This window comes from Akkermansia sp. UNK.MGS-1, assembly GCF_000980515.1.
GTDB classification, from domain to species: domain Bacteria; phylum Verrucomicrobiota; class Verrucomicrobiia; order Verrucomicrobiales; family Akkermansiaceae; genus Akkermansia; species Akkermansia muciniphila.
In genome coordinates, this window is the sequence record NZ_LBCB01000002.1 from 121,395 (window position 1) to 141,479 (window position 20,085).

At 50.6% G+C, this 20,085-nt stretch carries 20 protein-coding genes; 1 reads left to right on the top strand and 19 read right to left on the bottom strand.

From position 1 onward, the window contains the following. The 10 genes from WW58_RS01740 to WW58_RS01790 form a co-directional block, all read right to left on the bottom strand. Window positions 1-926: aminotransferase class V-fold PLP-dependent enzyme (locus WW58_RS01740; RefSeq protein WP_288143387.1), on the bottom strand; the 926-nt coding region annotated here is incomplete at its 3' end. A 2-nt stretch (window positions 927-928) separates the two neighbouring features. Beyond that, entirely contained in the window at window positions 929-1,411 is a 483-nt protein-coding gene (locus WW58_RS01745) for a rhodanese-like domain-containing protein (protein WP_046434838.1), read from the bottom strand. A gap of 17 nt (window positions 1,412-1,428) precedes the next feature. Beyond that, entirely contained in the window at window positions 1,429-2,091 is a 663-nt protein-coding gene (locus tag WW58_RS12750) for a DUF1573 domain-containing protein (protein ID WP_065529543.1), read from the bottom strand. 7 nt (window positions 2,092-2,098) lie between these two features. Beyond that, window positions 2,099-2,872, bottom strand: coding sequence for a signal peptidase II (locus WW58_RS12755; RefSeq protein WP_215833596.1), 774 nt, complete (start codon window positions 2,870-2,872; stop codon window positions 2,099-2,101). Between the two features lie 30 nt (window positions 2,873-2,902). Next, window positions 2,903-5,632: an isoleucine--tRNA ligase gene (gene ileS, locus WW58_RS01760; protein ID WP_046434839.1), complete on the bottom strand. Its 2,730-nt coding sequence runs from the start codon at window positions 5,630-5,632 to the stop codon at window positions 2,903-2,905. A gap of 71 nt (window positions 5,633-5,703) precedes the next feature. Continuing rightward, window positions 5,704-6,744 (bottom strand): alpha/beta hydrolase, encoded by a 1,041-nt coding sequence (locus WW58_RS01765; RefSeq protein ID WP_102758955.1) that lies wholly within the window; start codon window positions 6,742-6,744, stop codon window positions 5,704-5,706. Further along, window positions 6,741-7,796, bottom strand: a complete 1,056-nt coding sequence (locus WW58_RS01770; RefSeq protein ID WP_180975880.1) for a M28 family peptidase — start codon at window positions 7,794-7,796, stop codon at window positions 6,741-6,743. Before WW58_RS01770 ends, WW58_RS01765 begins: the two co-directional genes overlap by 4 nt. Window positions 7,797-7,847: 51 nt before the next feature. Further along, a complete protein-coding gene (locus WW58_RS01775; protein ID WP_215833595.1) occupies window positions 7,848-10,214 on the bottom strand; it encodes a glycosyl hydrolase family 95 catalytic domain-containing protein in 2,367 nt (788 codons plus the stop codon). A gap of 55 nt (window positions 10,215-10,269) precedes the next feature. Beyond that, on the bottom strand, window positions 10,270-10,590 hold the full coding sequence (locus WW58_RS01785) for a DUF3784 domain-containing protein (protein WP_046434848.1): 321 nt from the start codon (window positions 10,588-10,590) through the stop codon (window positions 10,270-10,272). A 168-nt stretch (window positions 10,591-10,758) separates the two neighbouring features. Continuing rightward, window positions 10,759-11,262: a DUF456 domain-containing protein gene (locus tag WW58_RS01790; RefSeq protein WP_046434849.1), complete on the bottom strand. Its 504-nt coding sequence runs from the start codon at window positions 11,260-11,262 to the stop codon at window positions 10,759-10,761. A 164-nt stretch (window positions 11,263-11,426) separates the two neighbouring features. Here WW58_RS01790 and bla point away from each other — a divergent pair, with 164 nt between their 5' ends. Next, complete coding sequence (bla, locus tag WW58_RS01795; protein ID WP_046434902.1) at window positions 11,427-12,314, top strand: class A beta-lactamase; 888 nt, start codon at window positions 11,427-11,429, stop codon at window positions 12,312-12,314. Between the two features lie 151 nt (window positions 12,315-12,465). Here the strand turns inward: bla and WW58_RS01800 are convergent, their stop codons facing one another. From WW58_RS01800 to WW58_RS01835, 9 genes are all read right to left on the bottom strand, one after another. Then, window positions 12,466-12,954 (bottom strand): hypothetical protein, encoded by a 489-nt coding sequence (locus WW58_RS01800; protein WP_046434851.1) that lies wholly within the window; start codon window positions 12,952-12,954, stop codon window positions 12,466-12,468. Between the two features lie 211 nt (window positions 12,955-13,165). After that, window positions 13,166-13,597, bottom strand: coding sequence for a hypothetical protein (locus WW58_RS01805; RefSeq protein WP_102738230.1), 432 nt, complete (start codon window positions 13,595-13,597; stop codon window positions 13,166-13,168). Window positions 13,598-13,811: 214 nt separating this feature from the next. Beyond that, window positions 13,812-14,258: a hypothetical protein gene (locus WW58_RS01810; RefSeq protein WP_128153707.1), complete on the bottom strand. Its 447-nt coding sequence runs from the start codon at window positions 14,256-14,258 to the stop codon at window positions 13,812-13,814. Window positions 14,259-14,668: 410 nt separating this feature from the next. Next, window positions 14,669-15,484, bottom strand: coding sequence for an RHS repeat domain-containing protein (locus WW58_RS01815; protein ID WP_146021933.1), 816 nt, complete (start codon window positions 15,482-15,484; stop codon window positions 14,669-14,671). A 740-nt stretch (window positions 15,485-16,224) separates the two neighbouring features. Continuing rightward, entirely contained in the window at window positions 16,225-16,665 is a 441-nt protein-coding gene (locus WW58_RS12760; protein WP_102735361.1) for an RHS repeat-associated core domain-containing protein, read from the bottom strand. Then, window positions 16,662-17,003 carry a hypothetical protein gene (locus WW58_RS01820; RefSeq protein WP_046434858.1) on the bottom strand — a complete coding sequence of 114 codons (342 nt, stop codon included), beginning with the start codon at window positions 17,001-17,003 and terminating at the stop codon, window positions 16,662-16,664. Before WW58_RS01820 ends, WW58_RS12760 begins: the two co-directional genes overlap by 4 nt. 49 nt (window positions 17,004-17,052) lie before the next feature. Further along, window positions 17,053-18,045, bottom strand: coding sequence for an RHS repeat domain-containing protein (locus WW58_RS01825; RefSeq protein WP_046434860.1), 993 nt, complete (start codon window positions 18,043-18,045; stop codon window positions 17,053-17,055). Window positions 18,046-18,505: 460 nt separating this feature from the next. Next, window positions 18,506-18,952, bottom strand: coding sequence for a hypothetical protein (locus WW58_RS01830; protein WP_046434861.1), 447 nt, complete (start codon window positions 18,950-18,952; stop codon window positions 18,506-18,508). Between the two features lie 13 nt (window positions 18,953-18,965). Continuing rightward, on the bottom strand, window positions 18,966-20,085 hold a 1,120-nt coding region (locus tag WW58_RS01835), incomplete at its 5' end, for an RHS repeat domain-containing protein (RefSeq protein WP_046434863.1).

A 20,085-nucleotide genomic window follows, 5' to 3' on the forward strand; every position in this document is an offset into this window, starting at 1 on the left:
TTCTGTTCATGGGCGGCAATGTTGTCCAAGCCCAGCCCGGAGACGTAGCGGATGGCGGCCGCCAGACCCACTGCCCCGCCAATGTTGGGCGTTCCCGCTTCATATTTGAAAGGGATGTCGTTGTAAACGGTTTTTTCAAAGGTGACTTCCTTGATCATTTCCCCACCGCCCATCCACGGCGGCAGTTTCTCCAGCAGCTCCCTTTTTCCCCACAGCGCGCCGATGCCGGTGGGCGCGTACAGCTTGTGGCCGGAAAAGGCGTACAGGTCGCAGCCCAGTTCCTGAACGTCCACATTCATGTGGGAAACAGCCTGGGCTCCGTCAATCAGCACGATGGTTTCCTGCCTGTTCTCCTTGGCGAGCGCGGCCATTTCCCTCACGGGATTAACCGTTCCCAGCGTATTGGAAACGTGTCCCACGGCTACGATGCGGGTGCGTGGGGAAAGCATGTTCCGGTAAGCTTCCATGTCCAGAGTCTGGCCCGGCGTCAGGGGAACCGCTTTCAGGACGGCGCCCGTGCGTTCGCACAGCATTTGCCAGGGAACGATATTGGAATGGTGTTCGGAAGCGGTTACGATGACTTCGTCTCCCGGTTTGACCATGCCGGACGCGGCGATGGTATCCGCCGCCAGGTTGATGCCCATCGTGCAGCCGGAAGTGAACAGGACTTCCGCCGTTTCCGGCGCGTTGATGAACCGCGCCACCGTTTCCCGCGATTCTTCATGCGCTTCCGTCGCGAGCTGGCTCAGGTAGTGGGAGCCGCGGTGCACATTGGCGTTTTCCGTATCGTAGTAATGGCGGATGGCGTCCAGCACGGCCAGGGGTTTTTGCGTAGTGGCCGCATTATCCAGGTAAATGAGAGGCTTGCCGTGCACGCTGGTTTCCAGAATGGGGAACTGCGGGCGAATGGTTGCTGTGTCAAGCATGGCTATGGTACTAGTGAGGGTTCTTTGCGCAATTCATCCCAGCCTCCTTCCAGAATGAAAATGGGCGCGCGGATGCCGTATTCCGGCTTTTTCAGTTCATTGGCCACGGCCGCGCTGGAGGTGCAGTCCCTGCTGCAAAAGATGACGATGCAGAATCCCCTGTCCTCTGCCGTCATCAGGGCTTCCATGGCATTCGCCAGGAGTTCCTGGTAATTGGCATCCGCCGGACGGATGGGGTAAACGGGGGCCCGGGTGACGGTATGGCGTTCAAAGTCGTCCTGCTTTCTGGCATCTATCCAGAGGATTTTTCCCGGCCATTCCTTTAATACCTGGGAGAGGCACACGTGCCCTTCCTCCAGAGTTTCCGGGTTGCAGGGCGGCGTGCGGAACGGCTGGATGACGCGCAGATCCAGCGCGGCGACGCCTACGGCCAGCAGAAATACGGCCAGCAGGAGTTTCAGAGCGGAGGAAAAGGCGTCTCTCATGGAAGGAAGGGCGGATGTCAGTTTTCCTTGATGGCCAGGAACCCCATTTGGCGTTTGTAGCGCGGCACGGCGGAATCCGTGCGCACCCAGATGGTGTTGAAGGCCGGCCTGGCCGTGGATTTGGGAGTGACGATGATTTTATATTCCCTGCCTTTTTTCACGGTCACAGGTTCGTAGTCAAAGGCGTCTCCCGTCAAATCCACCGTGGTCAGGTTGACGGGCAGTTCTTTGGAGATGGTGATTTTTATGGTTTTGGGCGCGGCGGCCTCTCCTCTGGCCCATTCCAGCTTGCGGGGTTCCATCCGGATGATGTCCGGGATCTGCGCGCGTATGACCAGCTTGTAGGCGGAGCCGTTGGCGTACACCGTCATGTCCTTGTCCACGGTGCCGGAAAAGTTGCCGGTTTTCATTACGGCGCTGATGACGCCGGATTCCCCCGGGGCATACGTCAGCTTGTTATCCTTCGCTCCGGCGGTGGTGCAGTCGCAGGAAACGTGGATTTTACTGATGGTGACCGGGGTGCCGGAAGTGTTGGTGAAGGAGAAGGATGCCGTGATGCTGTCCTGGTCCGGAGCCACCTTTACCGGAACCACCGTTTCCTTGAAGGACAATTCATTTTTGCCGGAGGCGAGGCTCCCGCACAAAAGCAGTCCTGACAGAATAACGAGCCGGGTGGTCATGGGCGTTTCAGGATGTTTTTTCTTCTTTATTCCTGGCGGAGAAAATGCTGGCGATGAAGAAAATAATTGCCGCTACGAAGATGCAGGAGTCCGCCACATTGAAGGCGGGCCAGCGGTAGTTGAAGAGGGGGATGGTGACGTCAATGAAGTCCACCACGTAACCGTTCATCAGCTTGGTGAAGAAACCGTGCTGCTGCTCATACGGAATCAGGAAGCCCTGAATCAGGCGGTCCGTCAGGTTGCCGGCTACGCCCGCCAGCAGCAGGACATAGGCCAGCTTGAGCCATGCCGTGTGGAAGAAGTTTTTCCGGTAAAGCACGACCAGGACCACGATGGCGAGCACGGGAACTGCCAGAAAAAGATAGCTGGACCAGACGGTGCCGTTCCCCAGCCCGAAAGCAACGCCCGTGTTGTGCACGCGGGTAATGTTCATGGTTCCGTCCAGGAAGGAAATGGGTTCCAGTTCCCTCAGTTTGTTCAGGGCGTCCACCGTGTTTGGATTCAGGTCCGGGAGCCGCGCCAGTTCCGCCTCCGGCATGCGTCCGTTCGTGGCGAAGTCCAGCGTGCCGTCCGCATTGATGTGCTGGAAGCCCGGAAAGTCCGGCAGATAGGCGTACTTATGGAGCTTTTCGTTCAGGTAGTTCAGCGGGAAGCGGCGGATAATCCACAGCTTGCTGGCCTGGTCCAGCGCATACAGCCCTACGCCCAGCAAGCTCCACCAGAGCCAGCCGGGGGGCGTCTTTTTATGGGGGGCGGGTTCTTTTTCCGTCTGGGGGTCCATATAAAGGTCGGAAAATGGAGTGGATGCGGTTCAGGAAAGAACTTCCGCGCAGCGTTCGCATACGTCCCCGCCTTCCGCCGCCGGTTCATACCGGCGGCAGCGCGGGCACATGGCATGTTCTGTTTTTGCGGCGGAGGCTGCCAGTTCCGGACCGGTTTTCACGTCAAGGTCCGCGATGATGAAGAATTCCGTGGCAAACGCCCGGTCTTCCAGAAGCGCCACGACGTCTTCGCTCTCATTCACGGGAACGGTCAGGGTAATGGATGCCTCATTATTTTTGGAAAACACCTTGGCTTTCACCTGTTCTTCAATGGCTACCTGAATGACGGACTTGATTTCCTGGAGACGGGAAATAACGGAGGTCGCCTCCTGGGTATCATATTCCGGCATGGGGGCGGGGAAGTCCTGCTCATGCACGCTGCCTTCATATCCCGCGTATTCCCAGGCTTCATCCGCCGTGAAGGCCAGGATGGGAGCCAGCAGACGGCACAGAGCCTTGAAGATGATGGTCATGGCCGTTTGTGTGGCGCGGCGGCGCACGGAGGAAGATGAGTCGCAGTACAGGCGGTCCTTGGTGGTGTCCACGTACAGGGCGGACAGGTCGCTGGTGCAGAACTGGTTGATGGCGCTGAACGCCTTGCGGAAGTCATAGGCTTCATAGGCCTTCAGCGTTTCCCTGATGACGGCGTTCAGGCGTTCCAGAATCCAGCGGTCCAGGAGGGGCATGTGTTCCGGGGCGACTGCCTGCGCGGCGAAATCGAATCCGCTGATGTTGCCCAGCAGGATGCGCAGGGTGTTGCGGAGGCGGCGGTAGGGTTCCGTCACCTGCTTGAAGAGGTCTTCCCCGAAGGGGACTTCATTTTGCCAGTCCACAGAGGCGGCCCACAGGCGCACGATGTCTGCGCCGTATTTGTCGTAGTAATAGGCCGCGTCAATGGGTTTGCCGCTCTTGGCGTCGGATTTGGAGGTTTTTTTCCCGGTGTCCTTGTCCACGACGAAGCCGTGGGTCATTACGGCCTTGTACGGAGCCTTGCCGCGCCAGGCGACGGAAAGCATCAGGGAACTCTGGAACCAGCCGCGGTGCTGGTCCGTAGCTTCCAGGTAAAGGTCCGCCGGCGCGTCCAGCCCGGGGCGGTTGTCCATGACGGCCATATGGGAACTGCCGGAATCAATCCAGACGTCCAGCGTATCCTTGCCCTTTTTCCAGGTCTTCGGCAAGCCGAGGCGTTCGCACAGGTCTTCATCGGAGAGTTCAAACCAGATGTTGGAACCGTGTTTCTCCACCATATCCGCGATTTTGCGAACCAGAGCGGCGTCCAGGACGGCTTTGCCGTTTTCGTCAAAGAAGACGGGCAGCGGCACGCCCCAGGTGCGCTGGCGGGAGATGCACCAGTCCGGCCTGGCTTCCACCGTGCCGTAAATGCGGTTGCGGCCCCAGGAGGGCAGCCACTGCACCTTGTCTATTTCTTCCAGGGCCTGCGGGCGGAGCTTGTCCATGGAGATGAAAAACTGTTCCACGGCCCGGAAAATAATAGGCGTCTTGGAACGCCAGCAGTGCGGATACTGGTGGCGGTATTCTTCCACGCCGAAGAGGTTGTTGCCCTGTTCCAGCATGGAAATGATGTCCTTGTTGGCGTCAAAGACATGTTTGCCCACCAGGGAGGGCACGCCCACTTCTTCCGTGTATTTGCCGTCGTCGTCCACGGGGGAGAGGACGGGCAGTCCGTATTGGCGTCCCACGTTATAGTCGTCCGCGCCGTGGCCGGGAGCGATGTGGACGATGCCGGTTCCGGTGTCCGTGGTGACAAAGTCCGCCAGGATGATTGTTGACGTGCGGGAAAGGAAGGGATGGCGGGCCTCGCAGTTTTCCAGTTCGGCTCCCTTGAATTCACGAATGGTTTCCGCAAGAGCCCAGCCCGTTTTCTGAGCGAAGGCATCCAGCAGATCCTTGACGATGACGAGGTTTTCCGTCTGGCCGTCTTTCATGAACCTGCCTGCCACGTAGGTGAAACGCGGATGGAGTGCGAGACCTACGTTGGCGGGCAGTGTCCACGGAGTAGTGGTCCAGATGACCATGGATGCTTTCAGGCCCAGGGGATTGTCCAGAAGCGGGAAGCGCACGAAAACGGAGGAACTGACCTTTTCCTTGTAGTCGATTTCCGCTTCCGCCAGCGCCGTATAGGCCCCATAGGACCACTGGACGGGTTTGCGGCTCTGGTACACCGCTCCGTCTTCCACCAGTTTGGCGAACACGCGCAGGATGTTGGCCTCATACGCCGGCTTCATGGTCAGGTAGGGATTCTCCCAGTCGCCGAACACGCCCAGGCGGCGGAAGGAAGTGCGCTGAATGTCAATGAAGCCTTTGGCGAATTCCGCACAGCGTCGGCGGATTTCCGCCGCATCCAGGTCACGGGCCTTCTGAACCACCTTGAATTCGATGGGGAGGCCGTGGCAGTCCCAGCCCGGAATATAGGGGGCGGCATAACCGGCCATGGTTTTTGATTTCAGGACCAGGTCCTTGAGAATTTTGTTCAGGGCCGTACCCATGTGCACGTCCCCGTTGGCGAAGGGGGGGCCGTCATGAAGGAGGAACCGGGGTGCGCCCTGTGCCATCCTGCGGGACAAAATTCGTTCGTACAGCCCGGTGTCTTCCCACTTTTTCAGGCGTACGGGTTCGTTTTTCGTCAGATCCCCTCTCATGGGGAAACCGGTCTCCGGCAACAGGATGGTGTCTTTGTAATTCTTTTCGGGCGCACTCATGCCCGGAAAAAGTACCACCGGGCCCGGTTCCGGTCAACCCTGCGGTGCGGCACACGCCGGTCCTAGCACATTCATTCCCGTCGTGTTCCGGAGGAAGTGTCCGCTCCGGAGGGCGCACCCCCGCGGGCAGAAGACGGGGAAGAAAGGAATCCCTGTTCCCTGAGCCATTGTTCGGCGGCTTCAGGCCATTGATCCGTGGGATGTCCGCGTTTTTCCATGCCATACCCGTGGCCTCCCGTGGGATAGAAGTTCAGACTGGCGGGAACCCCCTTTTCCCGGCAAGCCTGTTCCATCAGCCTGCTGTTGGCGCAGGAAACGCCGTCATCCAGAGCGTGGACGAGGAACACCGGCGGCGCCTGCTCCGTCACCTGTCTCTCTGCGGAACACATCTCCTCCAGGGCAGGGGATGGATGGGCCCCCAATATTTTGTTGCGCGTTCCCCCGTGGGTAGTATGGGGCGCCATGGTAATGACGGGATAAATAAACATGGAAAAATCCGGACGGGCGGAAATGTTTTTCAGCGGATTTTCCGCTTCTTCCGGCAGGGTGCGGTTCCACAGCGTAGAGGCCATGGCCGCCAGATGGCCGCCAGCGGAAAAGCCCATGACGCCGATGCGAAGAGGGTCAATTCCCAGGGAAGAGGCGTTTTTCCGCACGGTCCTCAGAGCCTGGCGGGCGTCCAGCAGGGGACCGGGAAACTTCCCCAGGGCATTGCCGGTTCCTGAAACGCGGTATTTCACGACAACCCCCACCATGTCGTGTTCCGCCGCCCAGCCGGCAATGCGGCTCCCTTCCTTTTCAATGGCCTGGATGGCATACCCCCCTCCCGGAAAAATACACAGGGCCGTGCGCTTGTCCTGCGGACTCCATCCGGCGGGAAAGTGAAGCTGGATTTGCGCTTCTCCTACGTCCGTAATGTGTCCGGCGGAGGCTTGTTTTTCTTTCAGATCCGCCGCTTTGAGCCCCAGGGAAATCCATTCGGAGTGAAAGGCTTTTCCCTCTGAGGGAGGGCAGAAGGCGCTCAGCGCGGACGGCTCAGGCGGAACGGCCCCGGCTGAAGCGCAGACGAATGTCAGAAAAAGCGCGGAGAATAATATCTGTTTCTTGTTCATGGTTTGTTGGCCAGTGAAATGACGAGTTTGGAAAGGCCCTGCACCACTTCTGCAAACTGGGGATAGTCCAGCTTTTCAGCCGTATCGCTGGTTTCATGGTAATCGTCGCAGCGGAGGAAGGCCGTATCCGTGGCGGCAAAGGAGGGGATGCCTTCCTTCATGTATCCCCAGTCGTCAGACCAGGAAACGCCGCGGGTGTAATACGGGAACACGGCGGAACGCACCGGAAAGCGGCTCAAGGCGGAAAATTCCTCCGCGCAGGAGCGTGCCAGTTTGCGGCCCGTGTTGGTGGAGAGGAAAGCAACATAGTCGCAGCGGTCCGGCAGGCCGGCCAATCCGGCAACCACGGCGGATTGGCGTTTTTTATTCACCCGGGGGGAATAGCAGCCCAGCGTTTCCAGGGCAATCATGCCAATGATTTTTTCCCTGCCCGAATGATGGGAGACGGATTTGGCATGTACTGCGCTGCCCATGGCGGGCGTCTGGTAAAAAGGAGGCTCTTCATTGGCGTAGGCCACCAGACAAACATCGTGGAGGGTGGAAGTTGCTGCAAGGGCACGTGCCGTTTCCAGCAGGGCGGCTACGCCGGAAGCGTTGTCATTGGCTCCCGGAGTTCCGGTGCGGGAAGGCCGGGCAGGACCGTGGTCGTGCCAGTTGTCCATGCCCACTTTGGTATCGTAATGCGCGCCGACGATGAGCATTTTGGGCCGGGGGGAGGTTCCTTTCTTGATGGCGATGAGATTATATGCCGTCCAGTCCTTTACGGCGCCGAATTCTCCGGAGGGCGGGATATGAACAGCCTGGCGCGTGACGGCATAACCCATTCCCTCCAGTTTTTGTTCAATGTAGCGGGCGGAACGCTCCATGGAGCCGGGGTGGTAGACGTTCCGTTCACCGATGGTATCCGCCAGGTGGAATACATGCGCTTTCAGGAGCGTTTCCGTTTGGTCCGTGTCCGGTATTTCTCCGCTTCCGCGGGGAGAAAAAAGCTTGGAACAGGAGCTGAGGGCGATGCAGACCACCACTATGAGCAGACCGAGCCTGAAAGTCATGAAAAAGAAATGCATAGCGGAAATTGAAGAGGTAACGCAGAAAGGGGAGTCCTAATGGGAAAGCGGAGGAAAATCAAGACGCACCGTTTCTCCCTTATTCATGGACAAATCCTTTTTCCGGCCCTGATGCATGAACCGGAATTTGCCCGGACGCGCAGCGGTAGCCGTGGCCTGCACCCGGCCGTTTTGCCAGGACAAGTCCACTTTAAGCCCTCCCCGCGTGCGCAATCCCGTGGCTGACCCCTTCTTCCAGTCGTCTGCCAGGGCCGGAGCCAGCAGGATAACCTGGAACCCGTCCTGCATGATCCGGCTCTGGATCAGGCATTCGGCCACGCCGGAGGAAAAGCCGAAGTTCCCTTCTATCTGGAACGGGGGATGGAGGTCAAAAAGGTTGGAGTTGATGTAGTGCCTCAGCATGGTGTACATCCTGTCCTCTGCGGCGTTCCCGTCGCCAAGGGCGGCATAAAGATTGATGAGCCACGCCGTGCTCCATCCGGTCCTGATGCCGTTGTTTCCCATATCCGCGTACTTGCGCCGGAAATCGGCTGACTTGCGTACGGCCTCCGCATATTCCGGAGTATTGAGAACATCCCATTCCGTGCCGGGGAACAGGCCGTAAAGGTGGCTGATGTGCCGGTGGCCCTTCTGCATTTCTTCAAAAGGCTGCCTCCATTCCTGCACCCTTCCGTCGGGACCGATGGAAGGCTGGGGAATTTTTCTGAGAAATTGGACGGCTTTAAGCAGGGTGGGAGTCCTTACGCCCAGCTCTCCGCAGGCGTAGATATAATTGCGGAGAGCCTCCCTGCCCAGAAGCTGGTCATGGGACGTGCCGTTGGAAACATAGGAAAGCACGTTGGGGCCTGTGCCGTCCGGCGCGTAAAATCCGGTCTCCGGAGACACCCCCGGGCCGGAGAGGTAACGGCCCTCGCCGTCATCTTCAAACCAGGACATGATGAAACGCGCGTTGGATTCCAGAATGGGCAGCGATTTTTTAAGGTCTTCCCGGTCTCCGGTAAAGCGGTAACTGTCCACCAGGTGGGCGCATGCCCATGCCCCGTTCATGAGGCTGGCCCCCCATTCCGGATTGTTGCCTGAAAAATAGGTGCGCTTCCAGCAATCCGTATAGTGGCCGAAGCAGAAGCCGTCCCGTTTGATGAAGCGCGCAAACTCCTCTCCGTGGGGGCGCAGGCTGCGGACAAAATCAAGATAGGATCTCTGGAATTCTCCCAGCCCGGTGACATGGGAGGGCCACTGGTTCATCTGGCTGTTGATGTTCAGGAAATAGCAGCCCATCCACGCCGCCCTCAGCTCCGGATTCCATAATCCCTGCAAACCGCAGGGAAGCTGCCCCGGCCTGGTGTGGGCAATCGTGCAGAAGCGGCCGAACTGGAAAAGCTGTTCCAGAAGATCCGGATCCTTCTTTCCCTGTTTGACCCGCTCCAGCCTTTGGGCGGTGGTCATGGCGGAAACCCCGGCCGGGGAATCCCCCAGATCCACCTGACAGCGCGTCATGAGCCGGGAAAAATAATCTTCCGTTTCCGCCGCCAGTTTTTTCCATCCCGCCTTTTGCGCTTTTGCCAGGATTCGCGCGTTTTTAGCCGCCAGGGAATGCGTCAGGGGAGCTTCCGGCTTCCGGATATTGTAATCTGTGGAAATGGATGAAAGCACCATCACTTCCCGGGCGGAATCAAGAATAATTGTTGAGCCTTTGCGGGTAACGGAGGCTCCGGGCGCCAGAATGACCACCGTGTTTTCAAACCGGGTGCCTCCGTTGCTTCCCTGTCCTTCCAGCACCCAGCCATTCGGCTGCGCAACAATTCGGGCGGACGGATCCGGGTGTTCCAGATTCAGGGAAACGCGGCATCCGGACGGCATCGTGCAGGCAATGTGGTAGGCGGCGCAGTCGCTGGACGGGGCCGCCAGGATTTCTGTGGTCAATTCCCCCGTGCCGAATTGGGCGCGGGTGGTTGCCTTGCCCCGCCGCATATCCAGCGTACGCTGATAGGAGGAAGGTGAGGGAAGCCCCTGGAATTCCACCTGAAGACGCCCCCCCTGCTGGTAATCCCCCGCAATGTTGCCGGGGGGAAGGATATTCTTACGGAATAGCTGGTCCGCACTGCGGTATTTTCCTTCTTTGCAAAGTTCGCGCGCCTTGTCCAGAGCTTCCGCGGCGCCTTCCCTCATTTGGAAATTTTTCTTTGCGAAAATACTTCCTTCATTGAGGACGACGGTTTCCTTCGGAAAAACGCCGAAAGAGAGGATGCCCAGCCTTCCATTGCCCGTGCCGTATCCTTCCGTCCATACCCGGGCGGGGGTGGCGGCGGTGACCTGCATGGGGGCCGGAATGGCCCAGAGTGGGACGGCTGCCGCGAAAAGGCAGAGCAGGAAGGAATGTTTCAAGGTTGCAGGGACGTTCATGGGAGAAGATAATGTTGCGTATAATAAAAGTAAAAGAAAGCTGGTGTAAAAAACGCTATTTTTTAAATCGTCTTCCGGTGCCGGCGTAAATGACCGCAAATGCGATGCTTCCCACCAGAAAGTACAGGGAGGCGGACAGGAGCACGGAGTTCTGGAGAATGATGCTGGCGAGCCAGATCAGCATGGCGAAGGCGAGGCAGTACATGATCTTCCCCATGAACCGGCACAGCGCCTGTTCATCATACTGCTTTTTCTGCCCTCTGTTCATCATATTGCAGCCTGCGATGAGACAGGAACATTTCCCCATGGAAAGAATGGCTCCAAGAATCATGAAACCTGCCATCATGGCGACGGGTATCGGAACAGGTGCATCCATAAGCTGGTAAAATGAGGGAATGGGAGAACCTGGTCATTCGACCGGGCGGGCATGCGGGGCGGCGTTTTGCGGAATACGTTGGGGAAACTGTGTTTCTTTCAGCAACGGAGAAACTCCGTTGTTCCTGCCGAAGGCTTCCGCAGGGTACGGTTACAGTTTTTTTTGACATTAAAACAGGAAACAGCAGGAACAGAACCAGGCGATGATGAGCAGGCCGCAGGTAAATTCCAGCAGCAGGCCGGCAAGCATCCCAAGCGCCGCTCCGGAACCGGCCCTGAAGGCGTCCATGATATCCTTTCTGGCAAAGATAAGTTCCGCCAGCAGCGCCCCCAGGAACGGCATGAACAAAAGGCCTACGATGGGGGAGAAAAGGAGGCTCCCCGCGACGGCGCCGATGATGGCTCCCCAGATGCCGGCGGCAGTGCTGCCGAATTTTTTGGCGCCCATGCCTCCGGAAAGCTTGTCAATGACCATGCCTCCCGCCACCAGCAGCGCCAGGACGGTCCATTCCCACCACGCCAGGTTTTCTCTGCCCATGGCTCCCTGCCAGACGCACCCGGCCGCAATGATGATAATTCCGGGAAGCATGGGGATGAGCGTGCCGATCAGCCCCATGCCGAATAACAGCAGGGTGACGCACCAGACGAGGGTTTCCGAAAGGAGATGGGGCATGCTTTCCTTCTTATCAGGAAGCCGGACAGGTGGCAAGGTTTCTGCCCGGCTTGCGGATGACGAAGAAAGGAAAAAAGGGGGAGAAATTATTATTGCGGTTGTTGCGGGCGTGGTATGGAATGGCGCCTATGACTTCCACCGGTGTTTATCTATGCGGTTGCATCATGTTCTTTTGCGTTTTTTCTCAGGGGGCCACGTCTTCTCCGCCAGCCGTTTCCGCAGCGGATTCCTCCGCCGTACGCGAACTGGCCCATTCCCTGAAGGCCCGTGTGGGCATGGCTGCGGAAATGCTGGATACGGGGGAAACCGTCATGGTGGGGGATGAGGCGGCCTATCCCATGCAGAGCGTCGTCAAATTCGTGCTGGCCTTGTCTGTCTTGAAGCGGGTGGACCAGGGCGCCATGAATCTGGAACAGATCATCCGCATACGTCCGGAACAACTGGTGAAAGATACCTGGAGCCCCCTCCGGGAGCGTTTCCCGCAAGGCGGCGATTTCTCTCTGAAGGAACTGCTGAGAGTGACTGTTCAGGAAAGCGACAACAACACCTGCGACCTCCTGTTTGGCCTTATTGGAGGGCCGCAGGGCGTGCAGAAGGATTTGAAGGAATGGGGAATTGACGGCATTAATGTCCGTTTTACGGAAGAAGAAATACACCGGAATCATGATTTGCAATATGTCAACTCAAGCCGTCCGTCGGCCATGAACTCCCTGCTCCGGGCGTTTGACGAAGGTAAAATTCTGGCAAGGGGTACACAGAATTTTCTTTGGGGTATCATGGCGGGGTGCTCTACAGGCCCTGAACGTTTGAAAGGGCAGCTGCCGCGGGATTACGTGGTGGCGCATAAGACGGGATCCGGATTCACGCTGCCGGGGGGTGGCGTTACCGCCCGCAATGACGTCGGCATCATTGTTCTTCCCAACGGCCGGAAAATGGCGGTTTCCGTGTTTATCAGGGATTCAAAGGATTCTGAATCCGCTTGTGACCGGGTGATTGCCTCCATGGCCCGCTGGCTGTGCATGGAGTGGAGACCTGCCGCCGGAAAAGAATAACGGAATGATGCAGAACAGTCTTGGCGTCAGATTTTCAAAGGATTCTGGCTTTTGATATTCAGCACATTGCTTGGATGAGCAATAAAGTAAACAATCCCATTTTTAATATTAATCACATGTTCTACATGTTGAGAAACGAATATTATTGTTTTTATTTATCTTTTTCTATAACAGGAGATGAAATCCTTTCCAAGAACTTTTCCAATTCCAAATACAGCGGTTCTAATTCAAATACTCGAACTTCTAAACCACTCTTGTTGTCCCTTTCTTGTAACCAAAAGAGCTTCTTCGTATATTCTTCACCTCCAATTTTTTTCTTGTCAAAAAGATGAATGTGTTTGGTATTATATGCCATGAACAATAAATAAGGTTTTTTATTTATTATAATATGAAATATACCCAGATTCCCTATAAAAGGAACGTCTGTTTCCGTTTTTCCATCCCGAAATAAATTGTATTTGTTGATAATTTTCGCTAATTCCTTCTTTTGTTCCAAATTTAATTTTTTAACTCGATGTTTTTTATTCTCTTTAAGAAAAGATGTTTCCGCATATAAATCGATTTGTTGATATTCTTGATCTGCTGCCCCTCTTTTTGAGATAAGGCAAAAAAATAAAAATATGATTATAATTGATTTCATGATTAAATAAATTCGAAATTATGTGGGATAGTCCCGCTGTAAAATTCTCAAAATATTTTGGTTTTTGATATTCATAATATTACTCGGATGAAAAAACAAGAGTAAACAATTACGAATTAAAATGACGATGAATAGAGACTCATAACCTGTTTAGTACATAGAAAGACATCATTGTATTCAGATTGAACTAACCAAGCCATCAGTCTGGAATTTACAGTAAGCGAATTTGATTGATTATATTACTCAATTTAACAGTAATATTACCGTATATAGTAGGATCCACATTGAATTTTTGCATATTTTCCGATATATAATCTAGAATTCTAAGAGCAGGAACTAGACATCCTTTGATTGATTGGGGATCTTGCTTCAGACGGATTTGTAGCGTATTCGCCAATGCATTAATTATATCTGAATCATCTTCACTTGCTTCCGACAAAAGATACGGTTCCATAGAAGGAAAGTAAAAAGCGAATGCTTTACTTCCCATCCATTTTAAATCTTCTTCATAATATGTCGGACATTCAAAAAAAAGATTTGCGGCTTCGCTCTGGCTTTTTCCATGGAAATGTTTCAGGGCTGTTAACTCGTCAAGATTTCCTGGTGTAGGATTAATATCTTTTTTAGTTGGAATAGTTGTCATATTTGAGGGAGTGGTGGGAGGTTGTTGCATCCTGCCTTTACCGCATGTTTTGCGCATTTTGAAAAGGCTTTTATCTTATTTGTCAATTCATTTTTGTGACTGGATACGGCTGCTGCGCTCCCTTTAGTAATACTATCAGGAAGAATATAGTCACATTTTTTCTTAAAATATAACGAGCAGCCAGTAATTTCCGCTGCCCTAGCCGCCAATAATTTCAAATAATCAGGGCATTTGAGGCAAGCTTTACATCCCGCTGCATTTTTATCGGCAGCTTTGTATCCATCATAAATCGCAAGACATTCGGCTGTTTTTTTACTTTTTCTTTAGCATCTTTTACTGCAACTTTTTTCGCTGCTTCTTTAGTTGCAATTTTTGCTCCTGTTTTCATGCCTTGCAAAGCTATGGCAGGCCCTATTCCTTCCCCTGTTGGTCCTCCTAAAATAACATCTCCTACAACAAGGGCTGCAGATAAAAGGTCAATCCCGAAATCTCCCCAACTATATAAACCAAGAATATTAATATCAGATTTTGGTTCGTTGTTTATAAATACATAATTGTTTGCTATGAGATTCTCACTGATTTTATCTTTCCCAATCCATCTTTCATCATGGAGGTTATAATGGCGGTAATTGCATCCAAATATTTTTAGCTCGTTATGCACCAATAAAATACAACTAGGAATGGAATTGAGGATACAATATTCCCAAGAATGTCCAATCGAGAAATTTTATTCACATGATTATACGGAAATTCAGCAAAAGAGGATAATATAAATGATATGATCCATTGGACTGCGAATATAAAAGAAATATAATAAGCATCCGTTGACGGTCTAAAAAATCCAAAACACAAAAAACACGTTAGAATGCAACATGTAAATAAAAAATGTTTTTTTGTTTTGGAATTAACAGAAATGATAATTATGGATAAGATAAATGATAGCGAAATTAAAAATGCTCCTCCACAAAATGGAAACATCGCTAATTCTAACAAACTCCAGAATATTAGAGAAATACATCCAATTATTAAAAATCTATGGTTCATTTCAATATTAAATTTCAAATTAATTTTTCATAAATATTTTGAACAATATGGATTGCAGTCCAAAGCTTTTTGTATTTCTCTTCCTTGATTTTCAATTTGTTTGCTTGTTGGTTCAATAATTTTTGTCTCAATGAGGTCAGGTAAAAGTTCTTCAAATCCCATCTTCCATCCACCTTCCGGAGTGCCTATTGCTTTAGAAGAAATCAGATAAAATCCACAATTAATATAGCAAGAAACATGATTAATTAATCTTTGCGTATTTCTATCTTTGCATCTACCTATCTTTTGCATTCCGGCTTCCGCTTCGGATAGACATTCTGCTACACATTCGACAGGTTTAATCACCTTTCCATTTTCCGAATATTTGTCAACAAATTTGTGGCACATGTCACAAGCTTTGGGTATATAGGGGTCTGATACCATTCTTCCCTCGCCATCACAACATTTAGAATCCTTGTATTTATTGTAATTATCACAATATTGGTGAGCAGCAGAGTTAACAATACGATCTCTGTCCTGTATTTGATTGATAATAGCAACAGTCAAAGCACCTTCGTATCCAGGAGCCTGAAGACCAATGATATCGTAGGAACTTAAAGGCGCCTGATAAACATATGAGTACACATTCCATCTTCTTTCGTCTATAATCGGATCTCTCGAAGTCCACCTTCCATCCACGGGATTATAGAACCGAAAGTTATAATATACCATCCCCAGCTCGGCATCATATGCCTCGCTGCTCCATTGGAGGGGATTGGTGATGTTGCCCCTTTGCGTGACTTCTCCGAAGGGGGCGTAGGAGTAGGAATTCGCGATGGTTCCGTTGCTCTTGTAGAGTTCCATCACGTTTTTAGTCAAGTCCCAGCCGTAGGCAAACCAGCTGCCCGCCGTCTGGATAGCCAGCGGGCGCGTGGCGACGGGTTCCGTCGGGTCCCACAGGATGTACCATAAGGCGTTGAGCGTCGTTCGCGTGAGGTCGAGGGACGCGATTTGCAGATAGAGGATGTTTCTTCTATGTGACAGTATCACTGCTTTAGTTTTGTATTAAAACCAGAGATTTGAACTGCTCCTTGCGGGGCTTATGGTAGAAATGTTATGTTATAATTATTTCTTTTGGTTTCTAAAGGAGGTTGTATTTGGGAAATATATAAATATTCGGAATTATCCACTTTAGTCTTGTTTCGTTGATCTTCCCGATTTTTCATCAGAGCAATTTTCTGAATATCAATAGCCAGAATATTCTGAAAATCTTACAGCAAGACTATTCTATATAATTCCGTTGAAAAATACATCATATCTTTGTGAAAATGTTTTTTTCATTTTCCCTAATAACTCTTCTTTATTAAAAATACAGGATTAGACCGAACATTATTTAGCATACTGACAACAGAATTTTTTTTTCTATAGGTTGCATTCAATTGAGGCGCACAGATAGTTTTTATATAAAAACAAGTATCATTAAAATAGATTAATTTATTTCCGAAAAAAACGGATAGAAAATTTGATGATTTTTTTTAAAATAATTAATAATATTTCAATGAAATTAGTAATGATAGCCCATATAAGATCACCAATCATATTAATCAACAGGGAAGTGTGCTAATCCATTTCGCAACAGCCTTTCCTCCTGTTTTTAAGGCTAATTGCTTAAGTGCTGCTAAACTAGTCGGAATTAAACTCCCGGGTATGTATCCAGCGGCACATCCAATTATTGCAGATACAACAACAGAACATACATTTATTTCTGGACAATTTTTAGTTTGGCACTTCCATATTCGCCATCCTACTTGTTTATAACAACATTGGCATTTTTGAACTACGGCATCTGATACAGATCCTATAGCTGCACCTTTAAGACATGGAAGAATTATGGCCCAAGCAATATTTCCCAGCAGGTCAATATTTTTTAATGGATTGTTTTTGTATGATTTGTATAAGTTCACATCAACATCTAATTCCCCGATAGGATCCTTGCTCGTCCATCTTCCATCAAGAGGGTTATAATGGCGGTGAGTTATAATTATCTATTTATATTTATCTCCATAAGGTTGTTTTCTAAGAATATAATAAAATCTTTATTGGAAAATTTAATGTATTCTGCAAAATCTGTTCGATCCCATCCATTTTTGAAAAAATCAAATATATCCATATATTGATCACTTGGAAAGTAAACAGTTATCTTGTTTGTATCTATATTGAAAACTATATTGTCAATTTTTTTATCTGAAAATAATTTTTTTGTAAACGGAACATTATCGAACAATGTTTCTCTTGAGATTATTTTTTTGTCATTGAAATAGATTGCAATACAGGCAAATATCAATAGCCCTGAAAAAAAGACAACGGATATAATTTTCCACATAATTTTCCACATAATTTTCTATATTGTTTTCTATATTGTTTTCTATATTTTACAATCCATTCACTTTATATTCATTGCAACAGCATTCACATGTTTTTTCTGGTGGGCAATCTATCCCCTTTCTATTTGCCTTCATATCTTCTAAAGAATCCAAAGCGTGTTCGATTTCTTCAAGTTTTTTCCCTATCTTTGAATCTACTGCTCCTTTAAATCTACCTTTTAATAAATCAACTATCTCACGTAGCACACCTAGAGAAAGAACTAAATTTGGAGATTTGCTCTCTCTCGTCGCTTTGCACATATACAAGCAATGAAACCATTTATCTGCCCCAATAATATTGGCTTCCTTGAGGGCTTTATACCCTTCAAGCAATTTTTGGATTGCTTTTAAGCTTTCTTCTGTTCCTTGCTTAATAAAAACGAGATCACTTGGATAGATTCCTGTGTTTCCCCATCTATCGTATGCAGTAGCCGGATTGTTTCTCACAAATGCATACAAATTCAATTCTTCTTGTTCGGTGATGGGATCACGACTGATCCACCTTCCATCATGGGGGGTATAATGGCGGTAATTGTAGTAAACAAGCCCTAATTCTCCGTCGAACATCTCGCTGCTCCATTGAAGGGGATTGGTGATGTTGCCCCTTTGCGTGACTTCGCCGAAGGGGGCGTAGGAGTAGGAATTCGCGATAGTTCCGTTGCTCTTGTAGAGTTCCATCACGTTTTTGGTCAAGTCCCAGCCGTAGACAAACCAGCTGCCCGCCGTCTGGATAGCCAGCGGACGCGTGGCGACAGGTTCCGTCGGGTCCCACAGGATGTACCATAAGGCGTTGAGCGTCGTTCGCGTGAGGTCGAGGGCCGCGATTTGCAGATAGCCCCGGTAAAGGTAGCGGTGGTTCAGGATGACGGATGTCGTGCTTTCTCCCGTTTCAGGGTCGGCGACGGTGGTTTCCACTTTTTTGAAGATCCTGCGTCCCATGTAGTCGTAGTCGCCGGTGACGGTGGTCACCGTGCCGTCCTCCGCCGTGCGGGTGAAGCGCACGGGACGGTTGAGCGCGTTGTATTCCGCCGTCCAGACGCCGGTAGCGGTCCTGATTTTCGTCTGGTTGCCGTCAGCGTCATAGGTGGGGACAAAAGTCTGTTCCCGGGGGGAGAGGGAAGAGTTGGGAATGGATTGCTCAATACTTGTGTACTGGTTGAGTTCGTTGGCCGTGTAAGCGAATTCCTCCTCTATTTCCCGCGCTGTCTTTCGGTTGCCTATGTTGTCATAGTCATAGGCGTAAGCGTCCGTGCCGAGGGTGGCCGCAGCAAGCTCGCTTCTCCCGTTGTAGCATAAAAACTGCCAGATGCTGTTTTCCGCTACTACGTGCGGCTTGCCGGGAACCCCAGCAAATCATAGTTCGCATACAGAGAACAAAATAAAGGCATTATTAAATCAATCATAAAAATAAAACCTTAGTATGAAAAAATTGTAATATATATTGTATTTTTTTTGAAATAAACTATTTTTTCCATTCCTCAAAAATTGCATTCATATTACAATCATACCTTTCAAACAATTTTTTAAGATCAGAAGATTTATAATAATCGTTATTTTTTATTTTCTCCCACTGTTTTTTTACGTTCTCCCAATTATTTAAGACAGATTCATCCTTATATGGAATAGAAGGAGAATTTATATTTTCGGTCATGATACCTTCTGTTATCAAATATTCCATTTGACTACACACAGTATTAAGAAGTTGAATACTGGAATGTGTGGGTTTTTCTGCATTAATTAGTTGAAGAGTTTGCAACAAAATCTTTAGTGAAAATTTAAATCTAGTCACACAATGATCATCTCCAACAGAGAATTCTTGACGCATGTTCCTTTGTTCCTTTTCTGCAAATGAAAGATCATTTGCTAATAAGAAAGTAAGAACAGTTAAAATAATTACTTTTGTTTTCATGATTTTATTTAAATTATTTTCCTAAACTATTTCTAGCACACTCTGCAGCATAATTACACAAAATAGTTTTTTTCCGGTCTAATTCCATAGCTTTATGTCCATCACCTTTTGCGAGAGCCATGATAACTTTGTTTCTCATAGCTATACAAGCTCCTAACATGCAAGCACAGCCAAGCCCAATAAGTACATTTTTTAATTGTGCAATTCCCGTTTGATCCACTATATCTAATATATCACTAACTCCCAATAACCCCAACCTATCAACCTTATCTTGAGTGCTGTTACCAAGGAAGGCATACAAATTCAATTCTTCTTGTTCGGTGATGGGATCACGACTGATCCACCTTCCATCGTGGGGATTATAGTGGCGGTAATTGTAGTAAACAAGCTCTAATTCTCCGTCGAACATCTCGCTGCTCCATTGAAGGGGATTGGTGATGTTGCCCCTTTGCGTGACTTCGCCGAAGGGGGCGTAGGAGTAGGAATTCGCGATAGTTCCGTTGCTCTTGTAGAGTTCCATCACGTTTTTGGTCAAGTCCCAGCCGTAGACAAACCAGCTGCCCGCCGTCTGGATAGCCAGCGGACGCGTGGCGACAGGTTCCGTCGGGTCCCACAGGATGTACCATAAGGCGTTGAGCGTCGTTCGCGTGAGGTCGAGGGCCGCGATTTGCAGATAGCCCCGGTAAAGGTAGCGGTGGTTCAGGATGACGGATGTCGTGCTTTCTCCCGTTTCAGGGTCGGCGACGGTGGTTTCCACTTTTTTGAAGATCCTGCGTCCCATGTAGTCGTAGTCGCCGGTGACGGTGGTCACCGTGCCGTCCTCCGCCGTGCGGGTGAAGCGCACGGGACGGTTGAGCGCGTTGTATTCCGCCGTCCAGACGCCGGTAGCGGTCCTGATTTTCGTCTGGTTGCCGTCAGCGTCATAGGTGGGGACAAAAGTCTGTTCCCGGGGGGAGAGGGAAGAGTTGGGAATGGATTGCTCAATACTTGTGTACTGGTTGAGTTCGTTGGCCGTGTAAGCGAATTCCTCCTCTATTTCCCGCGCTGTCTTTCGGTTGCCTATGTTGTCATAGTCATAGGCGTAAGCGTCCGTGCCGAGGGTGGCCGCAGCAAGCTCGCTTCTCCCGTTGTAG

What these genes read in the sequence shown, in the direction of transcription:
- WW58_RS01745 (WP_046434838.1), bottom strand. Translation starts at nt 1,411, where the DNA reads ATGAGAGACGCCTTTTCCTCCGCTCTGAAACTCCTGCTGGCCGTATTT.
- WW58_RS12750 (WP_065529543.1), bottom strand. Translation starts at nt 2,091, where the DNA reads ATGACCACCCGGCTCGTTATTCTGTCAGGACTGCTTTTGTGCGGGAGC.
- WW58_RS12755 (WP_215833596.1), bottom strand. Translation starts at nt 2,872, where the DNA reads ATGGACCCCCAGACGGAAAAAGAACCCGCCCCCCATAAAAAGACGCCC.
- ileS (WP_046434839.1), bottom strand. Translation starts at nt 5,632, where the DNA reads ATGAGTGCGCCCGAAAAGAATTACAAAGACACCATCCTGTTGCCGGAG.
- WW58_RS01765 (WP_102758955.1), bottom strand. Translation starts at nt 6,744, where the DNA reads ATGAACAAGAAACAGATATTATTCTCCGCGCTTTTTCTGACATTCGTC.
- WW58_RS01770 (WP_180975880.1), bottom strand. Translation starts at nt 7,796, where the DNA reads ATGACTTTCAGGCTCGGTCTGCTCATAGTGGTGGTCTGCATCGCCCTC.
- WW58_RS01775 (WP_215833595.1), bottom strand. Translation starts at nt 10,214, where the DNA reads ATGAACGTCCCTGCAACCTTGAAACATTCCTTCCTGCTCTGCCTTTTC.
- WW58_RS01785 (WP_046434848.1), bottom strand. Translation starts at nt 10,590, where the DNA reads ATGGATGCACCTGTTCCGATACCCGTCGCCATGATGGCAGGTTTCATG.
- WW58_RS01790 (WP_046434849.1), bottom strand. Translation starts at nt 11,262, where the DNA reads ATGCCCCATCTCCTTTCGGAAACCCTCGTCTGGTGCGTCACCCTGCTG.
- bla (WP_046434902.1), top strand. Translation starts at nt 11,427, where the DNA reads ATGTTCTTTTGCGTTTTTTCTCAGGGGGCCACGTCTTCTCCGCCAGCC.
- WW58_RS01800 (WP_046434851.1), bottom strand. Translation starts at nt 12,954, where the DNA reads ATGAAATCAATTATAATCATATTTTTATTTTTTTGCCTTATCTCAAAA.
- WW58_RS01805 (WP_102738230.1), bottom strand. Translation starts at nt 13,597, where the DNA reads ATGACAACTATTCCAACTAAAAAAGATATTAATCCTACACCAGGAAAT.
- WW58_RS01815 (WP_146021933.1), bottom strand. Translation starts at nt 15,484, where the DNA reads ATGGAACTCTACAAGAGCAACGGAACCATCGCGAATTCCTACTCCTAC.
- WW58_RS01820 (WP_046434858.1), bottom strand. Translation starts at nt 17,003, where the DNA reads ATGTGGAAAATTATATCCGTTGTCTTTTTTTCAGGGCTATTGATATTT.
- WW58_RS01830 (WP_046434861.1), bottom strand. Translation starts at nt 18,952, where the DNA reads ATGAAAACAAAAGTAATTATTTTAACTGTTCTTACTTTCTTATTAGCA.